Annotated in this window: 13 protein-coding genes and 1 pseudogene; 8 read left to right on the forward strand and 6 right to left on the reverse strand. The window is 71.9% G+C overall.

Annotation, left to right across the window (positions count from 1 at the left end; genetic code table 11):
• Window positions 1-2: 2 nt before the first annotated feature.
• The 4 genes from ACWCRJ_RS30445 to ACWCRJ_RS30460 all read left to right on the forward strand — a co-directional run bounded on the left by ACWCRJ_RS30445 (window position 3) and on the right by ACWCRJ_RS30460 (window position 3,163).
• Complete coding sequence (locus ACWCRJ_RS30445; protein ID WP_450942312.1) at window positions 3-704, forward strand: TetR/AcrR family transcriptional regulator; 702 nt, start codon at window positions 3-5, stop codon at window positions 702-704.
• A 452-nt stretch (window positions 705-1,156) separates the two neighbouring features.
• Window positions 1,157-1,702: a hypothetical protein gene (locus tag ACWCRJ_RS30450; RefSeq protein WP_450942313.1), complete on the forward strand. Its 546-nt coding sequence runs from the start codon at window positions 1,157-1,159 to the stop codon at window positions 1,700-1,702.
• Window positions 1,703-1,748: 46 nt separating this feature from the next.
• Window positions 1,749-2,738: an ornithine cyclodeaminase family protein gene (locus tag ACWCRJ_RS30455; protein ID WP_450942314.1), complete on the forward strand. Its 990-nt coding sequence runs from the start codon at window positions 1,749-1,751 to the stop codon at window positions 2,736-2,738.
• Between the two features lie 77 nt (window positions 2,739-2,815).
• Window positions 2,816-3,163, forward strand: a complete 348-nt coding sequence (locus tag ACWCRJ_RS30460; RefSeq protein ID WP_450942315.1) for a hypothetical protein — start codon at window positions 2,816-2,818, stop codon at window positions 3,161-3,163.
• A 196-nt stretch (window positions 3,164-3,359) separates the two neighbouring features.
• On the opposite strand, the gene ACWCRJ_RS30465 is transcribed toward ACWCRJ_RS30460, so the two are convergent.
• The gene (locus ACWCRJ_RS30465) at window positions 3,360-4,247 is read right to left on the reverse strand and encodes a GDSL-type esterase/lipase family protein (protein WP_450942316.1); all 888 of its coding nucleotides are present in this window, start codon (window positions 4,245-4,247) and stop codon (window positions 3,360-3,362) included.
• A 32-nt stretch (window positions 4,248-4,279) separates the two neighbouring features.
• On the reverse strand, window positions 4,280-4,531 hold the full coding sequence (locus tag ACWCRJ_RS30470) for a hypothetical protein (RefSeq protein ID WP_450942317.1): 252 nt from the start codon (window positions 4,529-4,531) through the stop codon (window positions 4,280-4,282).
• A gap of 636 nt (window positions 4,532-5,167) precedes the next feature.
• Between ACWCRJ_RS30470 and ACWCRJ_RS30475 the strand changes: the two genes are divergently transcribed.
• The 3 genes from ACWCRJ_RS30475 (at window position 5,168) to ACWCRJ_RS30485 (ending at window position 9,521) form a co-directional block, all read left to right on the forward strand.
• Window positions 5,168-6,985 carry a rhamnogalacturonan lyase gene (locus ACWCRJ_RS30475; protein ID WP_450942318.1) on the forward strand — a complete coding sequence of 606 codons (1,818 nt, stop codon included), beginning with the start codon at window positions 5,168-5,170 and terminating at the stop codon, window positions 6,983-6,985.
• 177 nt (window positions 6,986-7,162) lie between these two features.
• The gene (locus ACWCRJ_RS30480; RefSeq protein WP_450942319.1) at window positions 7,163-7,858 is read left to right on the forward strand and encodes a type 1 glutamine amidotransferase domain-containing protein; all 696 of its coding nucleotides are present in this window, start codon (window positions 7,163-7,165) and stop codon (window positions 7,856-7,858) included.
• A 247-nt stretch (window positions 7,859-8,105) separates the two neighbouring features.
• Window positions 8,106-9,521, forward strand: coding sequence for a M1 family metallopeptidase (locus ACWCRJ_RS30485; protein WP_450942320.1), 1,416 nt, complete (start codon window positions 8,106-8,108; stop codon window positions 9,519-9,521).
• A 48-nt stretch (window positions 9,522-9,569) separates the two neighbouring features.
• On the opposite strand, the pseudogene ACWCRJ_RS30490 reads toward ACWCRJ_RS30485, so the two are convergent.
• Window positions 9,570-9,992: pseudogene (locus ACWCRJ_RS30490) on the reverse strand (helix-turn-helix domain-containing protein); the annotation flags it as partial.
• A gap of 262 nt (window positions 9,993-10,254) precedes the next feature.
• Here ACWCRJ_RS30490 and ACWCRJ_RS30495 point away from each other — a divergent pair.
• On the forward strand, window positions 10,255-10,947 hold the full coding sequence (locus tag ACWCRJ_RS30495; protein ID WP_450942321.1) for an ABC transporter ATP-binding protein: 693 nt from the start codon (window positions 10,255-10,257) through the stop codon (window positions 10,945-10,947).
• Here ACWCRJ_RS30495 and ACWCRJ_RS30500 read toward each other — a convergent pair.
• From ACWCRJ_RS30500 to ACWCRJ_RS30510, 3 genes are all read right to left on the reverse strand, one after another.
• A complete protein-coding gene (locus tag ACWCRJ_RS30500; RefSeq protein ID WP_450942322.1) occupies window positions 10,934-11,899 on the reverse strand; it encodes an ABC transporter ATP-binding protein in 966 nt (321 codons plus the stop codon). The two genes, ACWCRJ_RS30495 and ACWCRJ_RS30500, sit on opposite strands and share 14 nt — an antisense overlap.
• A 74-nt stretch (window positions 11,900-11,973) precedes the next feature.
• A complete protein-coding gene (locus ACWCRJ_RS30505; protein ID WP_450942323.1) occupies window positions 11,974-14,769 on the reverse strand; it encodes an ABC transporter permease in 2,796 nt (931 codons plus the stop codon).
• Window positions 14,766-17,963 (reverse strand): FtsX-like permease family protein, encoded by a 3,198-nt coding sequence (locus ACWCRJ_RS30510; protein ID WP_450942324.1) that lies wholly within the window; start codon window positions 17,961-17,963, stop codon window positions 14,766-14,768. Before ACWCRJ_RS30510 ends, ACWCRJ_RS30505 begins: the two co-directional genes overlap by 4 nt.
• Window positions 17,964-18,189 lie beyond the last annotated feature (226 nt).

Below are 18,189 nucleotides of genomic sequence, written 5' to 3' on the forward strand. Positions count from 1 at the left end.
GCATGCCACGGACGCGAGGAAGAGCACCCGCCGGAGGGCGTGCCGACGGCCTCTCGCAGGAGGTGATCGTCCGCGCGGCCGTCGCGCTGCTGGACGAGCGCGGCGAACGGGGACTCACCTTCCGGCTGCTGGCCGAACAGCTGAACACCGGCACCGGCGCCCTCTATTGGCACGTGTCGAACAAGGACGAGCTCGTCGCTCTGGCCGCCGACCAGGTGCTCGGCGACGTCGTCACCACGGACCCGCGCCCCGAGGAGAGCACCCGCTCCGCGCTGCGCGCACTCGCCGTCGACGTCTTCGACACGCTCGACCGGCACCCGTGGGCCGCGTCCCGCCTCACCGCGCCGGCCACGCTGGCCCATTCACTACGCCTGCTCGACCGCATCGGCACCCTGGTCGAACGAACCGGACTGCCCGCCGAGCGACAGTTCACCGTCTGCACCGCGATCTTCTACTACATCACCGGCGTCAGCGCCCAGATCATCGCCCCCAGCACCACCATCGGCGCGACCATCAGCCGTGACGCCTACCTCGCCCAGACCGCCGAGCGCTGGAAAGAGCTGGATCCCACCATCTATCCCTTCCTGACGCGCTCCACCACCGACGTGCGCGATCACGCCGACCGGGATCAGTTCACCACCGGCCTCGACCTGCTCCTGGACGGCCTGCACACGACGACCACGGACCCGCGATCGTCCGCATGACGCACGGCGGGCGCATCGCCGTAGCAAGCCGGAGTCGCAGGGGGGCTCGGACCGGGTGGGGCCGGAGGGCGGCGCACGTCCAGACGGAAGTCAAGTGCGCGTGGACGAAAGGCGGATGCCCGGCCGTCGACGGTCTCCCTGGTGTCGAGCGGACCGATACGGCCCCGGTCTCCCTGAGACCACCACGCGGAGGATTTACATGCCCGCACAGTCCACCCCTGCCGCACTACCGCGGTTTCGGCACCGCTGGGCGGCCGTGGCCGGCCTGCTGGCGCTGTCCCCGATCAGCGCCGAGTACCTCATCGGCTACGGCGAAAGCACCGGTCGGCCGCTCGAACTCCTGGCAGGCCTGCTCATCCTCGCGCCGCTTCACGGAACGCCGCCCTGCTCGGTGGTGTCGCCGCCCTTGTGCTCATCGCCGCCCATCGTCCGCGTCGACAGGAGCCGACCGCATGCTGACCGTCCGTGGCATCTCCTACCTGGTCGGCGAGGCGAGCACCGATGACACGCGCAGGGACATGGAGGTCATCGCCCGGGACCTGCACTGCACCACGGTGATGCTCATCGGGGACGGCAAGCGGCTGATCGATGCCGCCCGTACCGCACTGGAGACCGGTCTCGGCGTCTACATCCGGCCCCACGTCACCGAACTGCCTCAGCCCCAGATGCTGGAGCGGTTGGAGGCCGTCGCCGAGGCCGCCGAAGCACTTCGCCGGGAACACCCGGACCGGGTGACGCTGCTGGTCGGCAGCGAGTTCTCCCACACCGTGCCCGGTATCGTCCCCGCACCTCGGTCGTTCCTGCGCCTGAAGCTCATCGTGCGCTTCCACCGGGTGCTGCGGCGAAGGGGAGGCGTTCCACGAGGTCGCGCGGCGTTACAGCGACATCGCCGACCAAGGGTGACCCGGGAAGACCCACCGCCGGGCACGCCCCGCGTCGACTCACGAGGGACAGCGTGTCGCAGCCGAGGCACTGGGGGCCTCCGGCTGACCCTTTGACTGTGCTGTCGCTGACTCGATGACCGGTACAAGGAGGCTGAGCCACATGCTCGTTCTGGGCCGCTCGCAGGTCGAGGCACTGCTCGACCCGGACCCGCTGATCTATGCCATGGCCACGGCGATGGCCGACCTCAGCGCGGGCCGGGCCTCCGTCCCCGACCGCGTCGCCGCCCTGGTGCCCGAACGCGACGGCTTCCTTGCGGCCATGCCCGGCTTCGTGCCGTCGAGCGGCGTACTCATGACCAAGCTGGTCTCGCTCTTCCCGCACAACGACGGGGCACGGTTGCCCACACATCAGGCGCTGATCGTGGCCTTCGATCCGGACACCGGCGAGCCCGCCGCGCTGCTGGACGGTACGGCCATCACCGCGGCGCGGACCGGCGCCTGCTCCGCGCTGTCCGCGCGCCTGCTGGCCCGCGAGGACGCGTCCGTGCTGGCGGTGCTGGGCACCGGCGTGCAGGCCCGGTCCCACGCCCGCGCGATCTGTCGGGTCCGCCCGATCCGGCAGATCCGCGTCGCCGGCCGGGATCCGGCGAAAGCGGCCGTCCTGGCCGCGGAACTCTCAGCCGTACTGGACGCCGAAGTCCGTGCCGTGTCCCACTACGCGGAGGCCCTCGACGGCGCGGACATCGCCGCCGCGACGACGCACGCGGTCGAACCCGTGATCCGCCGCCCCTGGCTGACACCAGGGGTGCACATCACGTCCGTGGGATACAACCTGGCAGGCCGCGAGATCGACGACGCCACGATCGCGGAGGCGCTGGTGTGCGTCGAATCGCGCCAGGCCGTGCTCGCTCCGCCTCCTGCGGGCAGCAACGACCTGCTCATCCCGATCCGCGACGGCCTCATCACGGCCAACCACGTGCACGCGGAACTGGGCGAACTCATCGCCGGCAACAGACCGGGGCGCACGGAACCGGACCAGATCACCCTCTACAAGTCGGTCGGCGTGGCGGCTCAGGACGCGGCGGCCGCGGCTCTGGTCCTCGCCTCCGCACGCGAGCGGTCGGTCGGCGAGGAGATCACGCTGCGGTGATGTCGAGGCAGTGATGCCGCCACCAGCACCCGACGCGAAGCAACTGCGCTCGGTCGTGGCTTTGCGAGACTGTCTCCGTGACCTACGAAGCACATGATGACGCCGGAGCCGCGACCATGGCCGTCCTCTTCGATCCCGAACCGGACACATGGGGTCTGCGCGGCGACCCCCACCTCTGGCGGGCCATGCGCGACCACCTGTCCCACACGAGCGTCCCGCCGTCGCCCGATGGCGTCACCGCCCTGCTGCGGGCGACGTTCGACGAGCTCACGCGGCTCGACCTCGCCGCGGCAGAGGATTCGGCCGTGTACCGGGAGCAGTACGCCCACGGCGGGATGTCCAGCGGCATGATCCACCTCGATACGTGGCGTCAGCGGCTGCTGCCTCTGCTCGCCGAGCGTGCCCGGGACCTGACGGGGAACTGACGGGGAACTGATCGCGGCCGCACCACCGGATCCGCCGTGCGTGGCGGAGAACGCCGACGCCCAGGGTTCGCCCAGGGTGCCGCCGACTACGGACGTGGACGAGAGCGGCCCGGAGCCGCTCCCGGGCCGTACGTCCCTCACCCATGGATCACGGCGTAGGGTGTCGCGCCACGGTGGCCGGGTGGACCACGGCGCGCTATCCGAGATGTGCGGCCAGCGGCAGATTCTGCCGACGCACGTCACCAGCGACGAGACCGGCGATCCGCTGCGCGCCGTAGGTTTCGAAGTGGGTGCGGTCGTCGCAGAAGAACGCGCCCACGGGGCCGGATCCGAAGTCCCCGTTGTGCGGGCAGAAGCGCAGACTGTTGTAGAGGGACACGCTGAGCGTCTGCAGGTCGATGACCGGTCTGCCGGTGGCGGATCCGACGGCGAGGGTCTCGCCGACGAAGCCGCGGTTCTTCGTCGCCGTACTGCCGGAGCAGGTGATGGCCGCCACCGGGGTGAGCAGCACCGGGTGTGCTCCCCGGGCGAGTGCGGCCTGGACCATCGTGGTCATCAGCTGCCGGTACCGGGCCGGGCCGACGTGGCGGGGGCAGGTCGAGGAGGAGTCGTTGATGCCGAACTGGATGAACAGGTAGTCACCTGCCTTCATTCCGGTGCTCGCGTTCAGCATTGCCTGCCAGCGTGACGAGTACGTGGTGGAGGTGAGGCGGCACTCTCCGTCCGTGCCCGTGGCACCGCTCACATTCCCCTCGTACAGCCAGGTCTGGATGCTCCGGCCTCCCACGGCCTGGTTCCTGACGGTCACGTCGCTGTTGAACAGGGAGTCGAACTGGCTGCCCCAGCCGACCGGGCAGCGGGCCGCACCGGGGTTGGCCATGGTGGAGTCACCGGCCAGCCACACGGTGACCGGCGCGGCCACAGCTCGTGCGGCCGAGGCCTGTGTACGGGAGGCGGCCGGAGCCTCTGCACGGGAGGAGTCGGCGCAGTTCACGGCGCCGTCCGCCGCCGAGGTGGCACTCACGCCCAGGCTCGACAAGGCGATCACCAGAGCGGTCGTGACGAGTGTCCGTAAGCTCTTCATGGGTCTCTCCAGAGGGCGCGACCGTGCGCCGGTCAGCGCAGGTGGGCGGCGAGGGGCAGGTTCTGTTCCCGGATGCTCTGGAGCATCAGCCCGCCCATCCGGTTCGCGCCGTGCTGCGAGAAGTGGGTGTTGTCCGTGATGCCGTCGACGGAGGAGCGCAGGAAGAGCTGCGCGGAGGCGGACGGGCCGAGGGACTCGACCAGCGCCGCGCTCCCGGCGGTCAGATCGATCACCGGCACCCTCTGCGTCACACCGGCCGCTCTCATCTCCTGGGGCAGGTTCACGCCGACACCGTTGCGAGTCACGGGCGGCCGCGGACTGTCGGTCGTGGGGGGGGATCCGAGGAATCTCCGCTCGTGTTCCTCCGGCATGGTGCTGAACCTCCTCCGGTGCAACAACAGCCAACACGGCAGCGCCTGGTGAGCGGCGCGCGACCAGGCGGGGCTTCCCGCAAGAACTCCTCACTTGAACCGTGAACGTTCACAGGATGCGAGGAATTACTGAGCGACCTGGACGAGAACTTCATGTGCAATAGCTGGAAGTTCAGTGATCAGCAGACTGCGATCGATCCCAAGAGATCCTCAGACATATCACGCAGTTTCTCGGGCGGGTACCTGCCTGTCAATCCGCTGCGAGGGAGAAAGTCACGGGTCCGCACAGGGACCGACATCAAATTCCGACACAATTCTTGACGGGACGTCAGGGCCTTCCTACGCTCACACCTCGTGGGAGCGTTCCCACGCCCGACCGAGCGGAACCACGGCCTTCGCGCCCGCCCCCAGCGGCGCTCCCTCCACTCAACACTCCCCCACGCCCCGGAGGTCATCGTGACCGACCATCACAGGTGTCCCCTCTCCGCATCACCACCGCGAGCGAGCCGGCGACCGGGCGGGCGACCGGCCAGGCGACTCATCGCCGGAATGACGGCAGCCGCCGCACTGGCCGTGGGCACGCTGACCTGGTCGCCGCAGACGGCGTACGCGGCGACCGCCCGGCAGGTGGAACGCCTTGACCGGGGGCTGACCAGCACACACACCAGCAGTGGGAACCTGGTGTCGTGGCGGTGGCTGGCCACCGACCCGAACGACGTGGCCTTCAACGTCTACCGCGCCGGCGCCAGACTCAACTCCTCGCCGATCACCGCCGCGACCAGCTACTTCGACTCCGGCGCCGCCGACTCCGCCGACTACACGGTCCGCGCGGTCGTCAACGGCACCGAGCAGGCCCCCTCCGAGCGCGCGCTGCAGTTCCGGTCCGGGTACCTGGACGTGCCGATCTCGCCGCCGCCGGGCGGTACGACCCCGAGCGGCTCGTACACCTACGAGGCGAACGACGCTTCCCCCGCCGACCTCGACGGAGACGGCAGACTGGACCTCGTCCTGAAGTGGCAGCCGACCAACGCCAAGGACAACTCCCAGTCCGGCTACACCGGCAACACGATCATCGACGGCATCAAACTCGACGGCACCCGCCTGTGGCGCATCGACCTGGGCCTCAACATCCGCTCGGGCGCGCACTACACGCAGTTCCAGGCGTACGACTACGACGGCGACGGCAGGGCCGAGGTCGCGATGAAGACCGCCGACGGCACCAGGGACGGTACCGGCGCGGTCATCGGAAGTTCCACCGCCGACCATCGCAACTCCAGCGGCTACGTCCTGACCGGTCCCGAGTACCTGACCATGTTCAACGGCCAGACCGGCAAGGCGATGCAGAGCGTCGACTACGTCCCGGCCCGCGGCAACGTCTCCTCCTGGGGCGACAACTACGGCAACCGCGTCGACCGCTTCCTCGCCGGCACCGCCTACCTCGACGGCGCCCGGCCCTCCCTGATCATGGCCCGCGGCTACTACACGCGCTCCGTCATCGCGGCCTGGGACTGGCGCAACGGCCAGTTCACCCGCCGCTGGACCTTCGACACCACCTCGTCGACCAACAGCGGCAAGGGCTACGACGGCCAGGGCAATCACAGCCTGTCCGTCGCGGACGTCGACGCCGACGGCAGGGACGAGATCGTCTACGGCGCCATGACCGTGGACGACAACGGTGCAGGGCTGTGGACCACCCGGCTCGGTCACGGCGACGCCGGACATGTCGGCGACCTCGACCCCGCCCGGGCGGGCCTCGAATACTTCAAGGTCTCCGAGAGTTCCGGCCAGCCCGGCTCGTGGATGGCCGACGCGCGCACCGGCCAGATCCTCTGGCGCACGGCGTCGGGCTCCGACAACGGCCGCGGAGTCGCCGCCGACATCTACGCCGGCAGCCCGGGCGCGGAAGCCTGGTCCGCCTCCGACACCACCCTGCGCTCGGTGACCGGCGCCTCTCTGGGGCGGGAGCCGTCCAGCATCAACTTCCTGTCATGGTGGGACGGTGACACCGTCCGCGAACTCCTCGACGGCACGCGCATCGACAAGTACGGCACCGCCGGCGACACCCGTCTGCTGACCGGCGCCTCGGTCCACTCCAACAACGGCACCAAGGCGACGCCTTCGCTGTCCGGGGACATCCTCGGCGACTGGCGCGAAGAAGTCGTCTGGCCCACCACCGACAACCGGGCCCTCCGCATCTACAGCACGCCGCACCAGACCACCACCCGTATCACGACCCTGCTCCACGACACCCAGTACCGCACCGCGCTCGCCTGGCAGAACACGGCGTACAACCAGCCCCCGCACCCCGGTTTCTTCCTCGGCGCCGACATGACGGCCCCGCCCCGGCCGAACGTGTACACGCCCTGACCGCCGCGCGGTCGTCCTCGTTGATGTGCTTCCCGGTACCGGGGTGAATCGCCGTCACCTCCTATCGTGGTACCGGACGGAAGGGAGCAGCGCTCCGACCTGGTATCCGCCGGCGAGGAGCGCACGAGGCCGCGGTGTCCGCACGGCGGCCCGGCCCCGCTGAACAGAAAGACGCAGATGTCCCCCACCAAGCGCATCCTGATCATCGTCACCAGCACCGGCGAGTACGAGAAGGTCGGCTATCGCACCGGCCTCTGGCTGGGCGAACTGACCCACTTCTACGACGTCGCCGAGCAGGCCGGCTTCGAGCTCACCATCGCGAGCATCGAGGGCGGCGCCGTACCGCTCGACCCGGAGAGCCTCGCCCACAGCGTTCTCAGCGATCTCGGCACCGACAAGCGGTACGCCGACCGTGCGTTCATGGACGAGCTGAAGCACGTCACCGCCGTGAGCGAGGTCGACGTCGACGACTACGACGCCATCTACCTCACCGGTGGTCACGGCGTGATGTTCGACTTCCACCAGAGCCAGGCGCTGGAGACGCTCATCGCCCGGTTCCACGAGACCGGCCGGATCGTGTCGGCGGTCTGCCACGGCCCGTGCGGTCTGCTCGACGTCACCCTGAGCGACGGCGAGCCCCTGGTGAGGGGCAGGAACGTCACCGGCTTCTCCTGGCGGGAGGAGGAACTCGCGCAGCGCGCCGACGCCGTCCCCTACAGCCTTGAGGACCGGCTGAAGGAACTCGGCGCGCATTACAGCATCGCGGCGAAGCCCTTCGACACGTACGTCGTCGAGGACGACCGTCTGATCACCGGGCAGAACCCGGGCAGCGCCAGGGCGGTCGCCGAGGCGGTGGTCCGTCGGCTCGCCTGAGCACCGGCCGCCGCAGGGGGCCGCCCGGCGCCGCGCCGGGCGGCCCCGCACATGGGCTCGACGGCGACGACCGCGAGCCGCCCGGGGCGCGCCAGGAACAGCTGCGACACCCCCCGCACGCCTGAACGTCGGCCGGAGACACATTGATCGTCGCCGACCCACTGACTTCACCCGAGCCGGGTACACGCCGGAACGGCGGTTGCATAACCTGGGGTTCGCTTGATCACACCCCCCAAGGAGCGTGCACGTGAGCCATCCCCATGAGGGCCCCGCCGTCCTCGGCCGCAGAATCGTCGGCGTCACCGTCGCGGTCGCCGTGGCGGCCCTGCTCACCGCGGCGGGCCCCGCCACCGCTGCGGGACAGGCGGGCACCCCTGGCGTCGGCGACCCCTACTTCCCGCTCGCCGGGAACGGCGGCTACCACGTGACCCACTACGGCCTGACGCTCGGTTACGACACGACGAGCCGTCACCTCACCGGTAAAGCGGTTCTCACCGCCCGTGCCACGCAGCACCTGTCCCGCTTCGACCTCGACCTCAAAGGCCTCAAGATCACCGGCCTGAGCGTCGACCGGACCAGAGCCGCCCACAAGCGCAGCGGACAGGAACTCGTCATCACGCCCCGGCGCGCGCTGCGCAAGGGACAGACGTTCCGTGTCACCGTCACCTATCAGGGCAAGCCCGGCCCGGTCACCGACCCCGACGGCTCCCTCGACGGCTGGATCCCCACCGACGACGGCGCGTTCGTCGCCGGCGAACCCCAGGGCGCCATGACCTGGTTCCCGGCCAACAACCACCCGCTGGACAAGTCGTCGTACGACATCACGATCACCGTCCCCAAGGGGCGCACCGCCGTCTCCAACGGCGTCCTGCTCGGACAGCAGACCCGCAACGGCAAGACCACCTTCCGCTGGCGGCAGAAGGAACCCATGGCCGCCTACCTCGCCACCGCGACCATCGGGAAGTACAAGGTCAAGCAGTACTCGACCCCCAGCGGGATCAAGGTCTACGACGCCGTCGACCCGCGCCTCACCAAGGAAGCCACACCTGTCCTGAAGCAGTTGCCGGCCGTACTGGAGTGGGGAAGCAAGCTGTTCGGGCCCTACCCGTACCGCGCCGCCGGCTCCATCGTCGATCACGCCCCCACGGTCGGCTACGCCCTGGAAACGCAGACCCGGCCCGTCTACAGCAGCGCCCCCGACCTGATCACCCTGGTCCACGAGAGCGCCCACCAGTGGTTCGGTGACTCCGTCACCCTCACCTCCTGGAAGGACATCTGGCTCAACGAGGGCTTCGCCGGTTACGCCGAGTGGCTCTACGCCGAACAGCACGGCGGCCCCAGCGCCCAGCGGACCTTCGACGACCTGTACGCCACCCCCTCCAAGGACTCCCTGTGGGCGTTCCCGCCCGGCAACCCCGGCAGCGGCGCCAAGATCTTCGAACGCCCGGTCTACGACCGTGGCGCCATGACCCTGCACGCCCTGCGCACGGCCGTCGGTGACCGTGTCTTCTTCCGCCTCCTGCGCTCCTGGGCCACGCAGCAGCGCCACGGACACGGCACCACCGCCCAGTTCCAGCGGCTCGCGGAGCAGCTCTCCGGGAAGGACCTCGCTCCGCTGTTCCACAAGTGGCTCTACACCCAGGGGAAGCCCGGCACCCCCTGACGGCCACATCAGAACGGAAGCCGGATGTGGGTGCCGACGCTCAGACGCTCAGGTGGGCCACTCACTCGTCGCCTGTCCCCGGATCTCTCTACGGAAGTCGATCGGGGACCGGCCCGTTCGTTGCATGAAGTACTTGCTGAACTGGGAGGCCGTGACGAAGCCGAGGTGGTCCGAGATCTGTGCCGCGGTCTCGTCACCGTGCGCCAGCAGACGTTTCGCCTCCAGCACCACCCGGCGGTCGATGAACTCCTTGGCGCTGAGCCCGGCGTGGGCCAGGGTCGCACGGGCGAGGGTGCGGCCCGCACAGCCGAGCATGCGGGCGTAGTCCTCCACCCGTCGGGTGTCCGTGAAGTTCCGTTCGACCGCGTCACGGAACCGCAGGTAGGTCTCGTCCGGGTCCGGCGCGGGGCCGCCGACCGGGGCGCTGAGATGGGCCAGGCGCAGCAGGAGGACGGCGAGGAGGTGGCGCAGCCGCTATCCGAAGGAGCAGGCCGCCCCGGTCGCGCTGCGCACCGTGGCGGACTGGCTCGCGGCACATCCCGGACGGTTCGACCGCGTGGTGTTCACCGTGTTCGAGGACGACGACGAGCGCGTCCATCGCGAGGCACTCGGCGCGGGCACGCGGTGAACGCGGCCGCCATGACCGCCGCGCTCGGCGTCACCCTTTGCCGCTCGTTCTGCCGGGTGCGATAGTGGTGCGCCGCGAAATCGGCGAAGCATACGGGGGGGCGCGATGGGCCAGGCGGTGACCACTGCCATGCTGCAGATGACCGATGTGCACAAGTCGTACGGGCGGGGCGCAAGCGCCGTTCACGCGCTGCGTGGCGTCTCCTTCGAGGTTCCTCGGGGGGAACTCGTCGCGCTGAAGGGGCGCTCGGGCTCGGGCAAGACCACCCTGCTCAACATCGTCGGTGGTCTGGACGAGCCGGACAGCGGACGCGTCACCGTCGACGGGCTGCTCCTGGGGGACCAGGGTGAGGACGCCCTCCTCGCGCTGCGCCGGGAGCGCATCGGCTTCGTCTTCCAGTCGTTCGGGCTCATCCCCATCCTCACCGCTGCCGAGAACGTGGGCGTGCCGCTGCGGTTGAGGAAGGCGGACCCCCGCGAGCGGCGGGAGCGCGTCGAACTGCTGCTGTCCCTGGTGGGACTCGCGGACCATGCCGAGCAGCGCCCCGGCGAGTTGTCGGGCGGCCAGCGCCAACGTGTCGCCGTCGCCCGCGCCCTGGCCAACAGTCCCTCGATCCTGATCGCGGACGAGCCGACCGGTCAGTTGGACGCGGAGACCGGGCACTCCGTGATGGAACTGCTGCGCGCGGTCGTCCGCAGCGAACAGATCACGGCGCTGGTGGCCACCCATGACACGACACTTCTTGACCTCGCCGATCGTGTGCTGGAGCTGAAGGACGGCGAAATCACGGAGTTCTAGGGCCGGTTGCGTCGTCCGGGCGGACGGCGATGTGGTCCGGCTCCAGTTCCAGGGCGACACGGTCGCGCATCCCCAGGGCCCGGGTGTACTCGGCGGGCAGCTGGAGGCGGCCGGCCCGGTCGAGCATGGCGTATTCGCGGGCGACCAGGTTCTCCTGGCCCGTGGTGGAGTCGACCTCGCTGTGGCGCAGGACCTCCGTCGCCGTACGGCCGTCCCGGATGGCGACCGTACGGCGGACCTCCTCGGCGACGGACTGGTCGTGGGTGACGATCACGATGGTGGTCCCCAGTTCCTCGTTGGCGGTGCGGAACGCGGCGAAGACCTGTTCGGCTGTGTGGGAGTCGAGTTCGCCGGTGGGTTCGTCGGCGAGCAGGACCGCGGGATCGTTGGCGAGGGCGACCGCGAGGGCGACGCGCTGCTGCTGGCCGCCGGACATCTGGTGCGGCCGGCGGTCACGGCATGCGGCGACGTCGAGCAGGTTCAGGAGCTCCATGGCGCGCTCGGCCCGGTCGCGGTGCCGGCCTCCGGCGCGAGCCAACTGCAGGGGCAGGGCGACGTTCTGTGCGGCGGTGAGGTAAGGCAGGAGATTGTGTGAGGTCTGCTGCCGGACGAAACCGACGGTCTTGCGGCGGTAGGCGAGGCGTTCCTTGGAGGACATGGTGACCAGGTCGTGGTCGGCGACGCGGGCGGCGCCGGCGGTGGGTCTGTCCAGTCCGGCCAGGATGTTCATGAGCGTGGACTTGCCACTGCCGGAGGCGCCGACCAGGGCCATGAGTTCTCCCTTGCGCACGAGGAGATCGAGGCCCTGCAGTGCCTGGACCTCCACGCCGTCGGCCGAGAAGATGCGGACCAGCCGGTCGCAGGTGATCAGGGCGTCGTGCCCGTAGGCGGCGGCGTTGCGCTCGGCGAGGGCACGGTCGGCGAGTTCGTGGAAGGTCGGGCTGCTGGTCATCGGCTGCTCCTGGGCGGTCGGAGGGACACGGGCCGGTGCCGGAAGGGGCCTGGTCGCGAGGTCGTGGTCACGGTCTAGTCGTCACCGAGCCTCAGTTCGCGCACCGGGCCGCGCCGGCCGGCCCACCACGCCTGGCCGGCGGGCACCCCGATCGCCAGGAGCAGCACGGTGAGCGCCGGAACGGTCAGCGAGAGCGGATCGGTGCGCAGCGCGGCGCCCTCCAGAGCGGACGGGGAGGCCAGGGCGATGGTCGTGAGGTCGACGCCGGGTGAGAGCAGGTGGATGCCGGCCCAGCCGGTCAGCATGCCGCCGGCCGCGGCCAGGAGCGCCTGTGGGAGGGCCGTGAGAATCAGCAGCCGCCGGCCCTGGGAGCGGGTCATGCCCATCGTGCGCAACCGGGCGAGCAGGGCTCCGCGTTCGGGTGCGGTGCGCAGCACGGTGAGGACGAGGGCGAGGACCGCGTACCCGGCGCCCGCGGCGACCGCGACACCGTACAGGCGTTCCGCGCCGGACTGCAGCGGTGAGTCGACGTGTCGTGTGCGTTCCTCGGTGCGCAGCCGGACGGTGGCCGCGGTGCTTTTCGTCGCCGAGCGCAGCGCCCGGCCGTCCAGGGCGTCGCCGGTCAGCAGCAGGGTCGTCGTGGGCGCGGCGGTACGGGGAAGGGCGGCGCGGTCCACGATCAGGAAGTCGTCGCCGAACACGGCCGGGGTGTGTTCGCGGACCAGCACGATCCGGACGGTGACGGAGGTGCCGTCGGGGAGGGAGAGGGAGTGGGGGCCGGTGCCGTACTCGTCGGCCACGCGAGGTGAGGCCAGCGCGGGCAGGGGGCGGTCGGTGCTCCCCCGCGTACCGGTGTCCTTCCCCTTCGTGCCGGCGTCCTTCCACGCAAGGCTCGACGCGTCGAACGGGCCCAGGCCCATGCGGTGCGACAGGTGCGCGTACGCGCCGGGGTCCACACCGGCCAGCGGGAGCGGCTGGATGCCTCGTTCCGGCTTGGCGTCGTAGATGACGCTCGCTTCGGTCATGTCCTGTACGCCGGGCAGCCGGCGTACGCGGTCGGGCAGGGTTCGCGGCAGCTCACCGGTGATGGTCTCGACGCGGCCGTCGGCGCCGACGTCGAGGAGCGCGGCCCGGTCGCGGGCCGCCGTGACTCCTGCCAGGACCGAGCCGCCGAACGCGGCCGTGGTCAGGGCGCTGAGCAGCGCGAGCAGGGGCAGTACGGCGAAGCCGGGAGCGCGGGCCACCTGCGCCAGCGACAGCGGGACCAGCAGGCCGCGCATGCGCGTGGTCGCCCTGCTCAGCGCGCGCAGCGGCAGGGGGTGCAGGCGTGCCAGCAGCAGCGCCGCGACCACGCCCGTCAGCAGCGGGGCGGCTGCCACCAGAGCGGTGCTGCCGGATCCCTGTCGGCGCAGTGCGACGACCGCCCCCGACGCGATCACCAGCACGGTCAGTTCCGCCACCGTGCGGCGCCGCGACGGCCGGGCGGCGGTGAGGTCCTCCCGGCCGTCGTGCAGCCGTACCGTGCGGTGCGCCACCACGGCGCGCAAGGGCAGCGCGACGCAGGCGAGGAGGGTGACGGCGAGGGCGGCGACGACGGGGGGCGCGGTGCGTGCACCGGGCAGGGCAAGCAGTGCGGCACTCAGCCCGAGGGCGCCGGCCGGCACGGCCACCACGGACGTCTCCGCCAGCAGCCGCGCGGCCAGGCCGGGCAGTGAGGCGCCACGGGCACGCAGCAGGGCCAGCTCCGCGCGGCGGCGATCGGCTGCCACTCCACCGGCCATGGCCAGGACGATCACGGCGAGGCTTCCGGTCCCGACGGCGGCGAGCAGAAGCAGCGGGTCGATCCCCGACCGCAGCCGGGCATGGTCCGCGAGGACCTCGTCGAGGTTCGTCTGGGCCTCCAGGCCCTGGTCGACGACCGCCCGCAGTCGCTGCACCCCGGGGCCCGACTCCAGGGCGGCCACGGCGGACGTCAGACGGTCGAGATCGTGGCCGCGCAAGGTGGCGGTGTCGGGGGCGACATGCCAGTACCGCTCCGGGCGGCCGGGGGTACCCAGGAGAGCCGGTCCGGCATCGGGGGCGAGAAGCAGGCCGCCGAACCAGTGGACCTCTCCCGGCAGGCGTCCGGCCTGGTGGCTCAGGGCGGGCGTGCGCAGCACCGGCAGGGCCGACCAGTAGGCCCCCTCGGGCGCGCGCGGGACGACGATCCCGGTGATCCGGACCGCGAGCGGGGCACGTCCCGAGCCCGGTATGTGGATGACCGAGCCCACGCGGATGTCGAGCGTGCGGGCGGTTTCCACGGTGACGGCGGCCTCGACCCGCGCGGTCGCCGCGGTCACCGGCGCGCCCGTGGTGCGAGGCAGCCGGCCCGCGCCGACTCTGGCGTGGGAGCCCAGCTCCTGCTGGGCGGCGAGCACCAGTTGGGCGGGGCGGCCGCCGGGCTGGGGAAGCCAGGGGTCGGGCACCTCCAGGGGGACGGTCGTGCGCGCGCCGTACGACGACTGCGCGCGGTCGGGATCGAGCGGCGCCTCGGCGGTGTCGAGCACCTTGGTCCGCGCCGCCGCCAGCGGGCCCGGGCGCAGGGCCGCCTCGATCTCCTCGACCGAGTCCATCCAGGGCAGGGGGACCTGCACCTGGACGGTCGTCTGGTCGGGGCGGGCCTGCTCGACCGCCCGGCGCAGCCCGGCGTCCCCGTACCGGTCGACGGCGCGCGGGTAGGTGGCGGCCAGCGCGGCGGTCACGGCCACCAGGAGGGCGAGGGCCAGGGACGTACCGGCGAAGGTCTTCAGACGGGTCCACGACCCCGCCCGTACGTGCGGCCTTCCCGCGTTCGTCCCCCCGTCCTGAGGGGGTACCGGCTGCGCGGTCACTGCGTCACCTCGTCCCTGAGAGCCATCACGGGCTTCGCCCGCCGCAGCGCGAGGGCCACGGTCACGAGGGCGGGGCCCGTCGCGAGGGCCGCCAGCAGGGCGGCCAGCGGCAGGGGCGGGAGTTCGACCAGCACCGGTGGGACCGGCCGGGTGGCCTGCCCGGTCAGGACGACGAGGGGAACCAGCGCACGCGTCAGCACCATGCCCAGGGCCGTGCCGACCAGCAGCGCCAGCGCCACCAGCACGCCGTGCTCCACGGCGACCATCCGGGCCAGCCGACGACGCGGTGTGCCCAGGGCGCGCAGCACGGCGAACTCTCCGTCCCGGGTACGCATCGCCCCCGCCGCGCTCACCGCGAAGCCGAGCGAGGCGAAGAACACCGTCACCGCCGCCGCCCCGATCAGCGCCGCTTCCGGTGCCGCCCCGAAGGGGTCCTCGCGCAGCTCCGCCGCTATCTCGTCGCGCACCGTCACCTGTTCCGGATCGACGTCGGGCAGGGCCCGCACGGCCGCCGCGGTGGCACGGGGCACCGCGGTGCCCAGCCACCACTCGGTGGGCTTCGCACTGGTTCCGAAGCGGGCCTGCAGCACCAGGTTCACGGCCCGCAGATCGACCAGCAGGGCCCCGCCGTCCTGTGTGGTGGCTTCCGTCGTGGGCAGGGCGCTCGCGGTGCGGACGATGCGTACGGGCACGGAACGGCCGTCGAACGTCACCCTCACGCGCTGTCCTACGCGCGCGCCGGACGCGATGAGGAACCGCTCGGTGGCGACCGCGACGATCTCGGGCGCCGCGGGCTGGGCGACCTTGAGCCGGACCTCCAGCGGCAGGGCGGGCGGCGAGATGCCGGACTGCTGGTACCCGGTGCCGTACGTGAGGGTGACGGGTGCCGTCGACGTGAGCCGGGGGCGGGTCGGCCGGGCGTCGTCTTCGGGTGGGGCGGCGGCCGAGTCGGCCTCGATCGCGGTCGTCCACTTCGTCGGCCAGGTCAGCCGCCGGGTGTCACCGTCGCCCGTGGTCGCCGTGAGCGAGCCGAGGACCAGGCGGTGCCGGTGGGCACGGTCGGTCGGCTGCGGCGTACTCAGCCTGAGCCCGATCAGCGTCAACGGGCCCCGGGCGCCGCTCAGATCCGGGCTCAGCCGGTGCGGGCGGCCGTCGGCGGCGAGGTGGCCGGACGGTATCTCGTAGGAGGTTCCGTGACGGTCCCCCACCGTGAGCGTGACGTCCGCGTCCTCCTCCGGGCCGGTGCTGTGCAGGGCGGCGGTCAGTGTGAGCCGGGTCGTGCCCTTCGGCACCTCGACACCCGCGGGCCCACTGCGCGGCGCGAGCCCGGCGAGCAGCGGACCGTCCGTCAGGTCGCCTCGCGCCGGCACCGCCCCGGCCGCCTCCGTCGTGTTCAGGGCCAGGACGGTCGCGCTGCGGCTGCCGGACAGCGGCACGGTGCTCCGGACCGCGGGGATCACCGCGTCGACGTACGGGAGGTCCGCGTAGAGGTCCGTACGGCCCAAGCCGCCGCCCCCGGCGGACTTGACGCGTACATCGGCGCCCGCGCGGAAGTCGGCCTGGTCGGCCTGGGAGCGGTGCCAGGAGGCGTTCTGCCCGATCGCCATCACGCCCAGCGCCACGGAGACGACCAGGAGCAGTACCGGCCCCGCCCCCCGCATCGGTCGGCGGCTGAACTGCCAGCCGACCATGGCCGCGGTCAGCCCGTGGCCGCGGGTCACCAGCCGCTCGCCGACACGCGCCAGGAGGGGCAGCAGCCGCAGCACCAGGACCGTTCCCGCGAGCAGCACCAGAGCGGGCGCCGCCACCAGCAGTGGGTCGACGCCGAGGGCCCCTTCGCGGTCGGCGGTGACGGCGCCGGAGTCCTGGCTGCCGAGCAGCCACAGGGCGACACCGGCCACGGACAGCAACCCGACGTCCGCGCCGGCGCGCAGCGGCGCGGCCAGCGCCCCCGACCGCGCCCCGACGGTGCCCGTGGAGGACGCCCGCCACGCCGGGACAGCCACCGCCAGCGCACACAGCGCGGCCACGCCCGCGGCGACCACCCACACCTCGGCACGGCCCGCGACCGGCACGTCGACACGCACCCCGGCCCGGCCCAGGGCACCCTGTCCGACGAGCAGCCGCGTCAACGGCCCCGACGACAACGGTGCCACCACCACCGCCGGTACGGAGATCAGCAAGGCCTCCAGCGCGGCCAGGCCCGCCAGCCGTGCCCGGGTGGCACCGCGCGCCCGCAGCAACCGGGTCTCGGCCGTGCGCTCGGAGCTGAGCGAGCGCGCGACGAGCAACAGGGCGCAGGCCGCGAGCAGTCCGAGCTGACCGGCGACGATCAGCATGCTGGAACGCGTGACGAGCAGGGAGCGTTCGACGCGGTCCAGCACCTCGGGCAACGCGGTGTCCGCCGCCGTCGCGCCACTGAGCGAAGGCTCCTTGCGCAGCGCCGCGCTCCCCGAGCGGGCGGCCTCGCGCAGCGCGTCGATCCGCTCCGTCGTCAGCGAGGAGTAGTCGGCCGAGGCCAGCCAGCCCGACGCGCCGACGCTGACCCGCCCCGACGCCGGCACGCCCGCGGCGGTGAGCAGGGGCCCGTACGTCGTGAAGCTCGACGCCTGCACACCCCGGCCGCCCAGGTCGTCCAACTGCCAGTACGGTGCCCGGACGTCCACCGGCCGGTACACGCCGGTGATCAGCACGCGCACCGCCGGGCCGTGCAGCTGGTCGGTGACGGTCAGCCGGTCGCCGGGGCCCACCTTGAGCCGTCGGGCGGCGCTCTGCGGCAGTGCCGCCTCGATGGTCCCGGCACCGGCCGCCTCTCCGGGGAGGCGCCCGGCGACGGTCCGCACTTGCGTGCGGTCCAGGGCGGCGAAGTAGGTGAGGTCCGGGTTCTCGCTCCGCTCGGAGGCCGGCCGCAGGGCGGGCGGCAGCGCGTAGGGGCCGGACCTCATCAAGGTCCGCACCCGCACGGGCAGCCCGTCGAACAGGGTGCGGGCGCCCGCCCGCACAGCGTCGTCGGCCGCTTTCCGCTCGTCGGCCGGCACGTCGGCCTTGAGCACCAACGCGGCCTCGGCGGCGGTGTGTTGCTCGGCGAGCGACCGCCGCAGCGCGGCATCACCCATCGCGCCCGAATAGGCGGTGAGCGCGGCCAGCACGGCTGTGGTCAGCAGCACGGTCAGCAGCACGGCACCGACAAGCACGCGGTACGCCCACGCTCGCAGCACGACGAAGCGCAACGCACCCGCAGGCAACGCTCGTTCCCCCACCAAACCCCCCGGTTTCCACCCCACGCACCGGGCCGTTGTGCGGCGTGGGTGGCGTGCGGGTGCAGAGAGCATTGTAGGACCGACTTTGGTCATCCTGTGATCGAATGCGGCACGTTTCGTACGGCACGGCCACGTAGCCGCTACAGCCCGCCCGGGAGCC

The organism is Streptomyces sp. NPDC002324 (assembly GCF_053593335.1).

What these genes read in the sequence shown, in the direction of transcription:
- ACWCRJ_RS30445 (WP_450942312.1), top strand. Translation starts at nt 3, where the DNA reads ATGCCACGGACGCGAGGAAGAGCACCCGCCGGAGGGCGTGCCGACGGC.
- ACWCRJ_RS30450 (WP_450942313.1), top strand. Translation starts at nt 1,157, where the DNA reads ATGCTGACCGTCCGTGGCATCTCCTACCTGGTCGGCGAGGCGAGCACC.
- ACWCRJ_RS30455 (WP_450942314.1), top strand. Translation starts at nt 1,749, where the DNA reads ATGCTCGTTCTGGGCCGCTCGCAGGTCGAGGCACTGCTCGACCCGGAC.
- ACWCRJ_RS30465 (WP_450942316.1), bottom strand. Translation starts at nt 4,247, where the DNA reads ATGAAGAGCTTACGGACACTCGTCACGACCGCTCTGGTGATCGCCTTG.
- ACWCRJ_RS30475 (WP_450942318.1), top strand. Translation starts at nt 5,168, where the DNA reads ATGACGGCAGCCGCCGCACTGGCCGTGGGCACGCTGACCTGGTCGCCG.
- ACWCRJ_RS30480 (WP_450942319.1), top strand. Translation starts at nt 7,163, where the DNA reads ATGTCCCCCACCAAGCGCATCCTGATCATCGTCACCAGCACCGGCGAG.
- ACWCRJ_RS30495 (WP_450942321.1), top strand. Translation starts at nt 10,255, where the DNA reads ATGGGCCAGGCGGTGACCACTGCCATGCTGCAGATGACCGATGTGCAC.
- ACWCRJ_RS30500 (WP_450942322.1), bottom strand. Translation starts at nt 11,899, where the DNA reads ATGACCAGCAGCCCGACCTTCCACGAACTCGCCGACCGTGCCCTCGCC.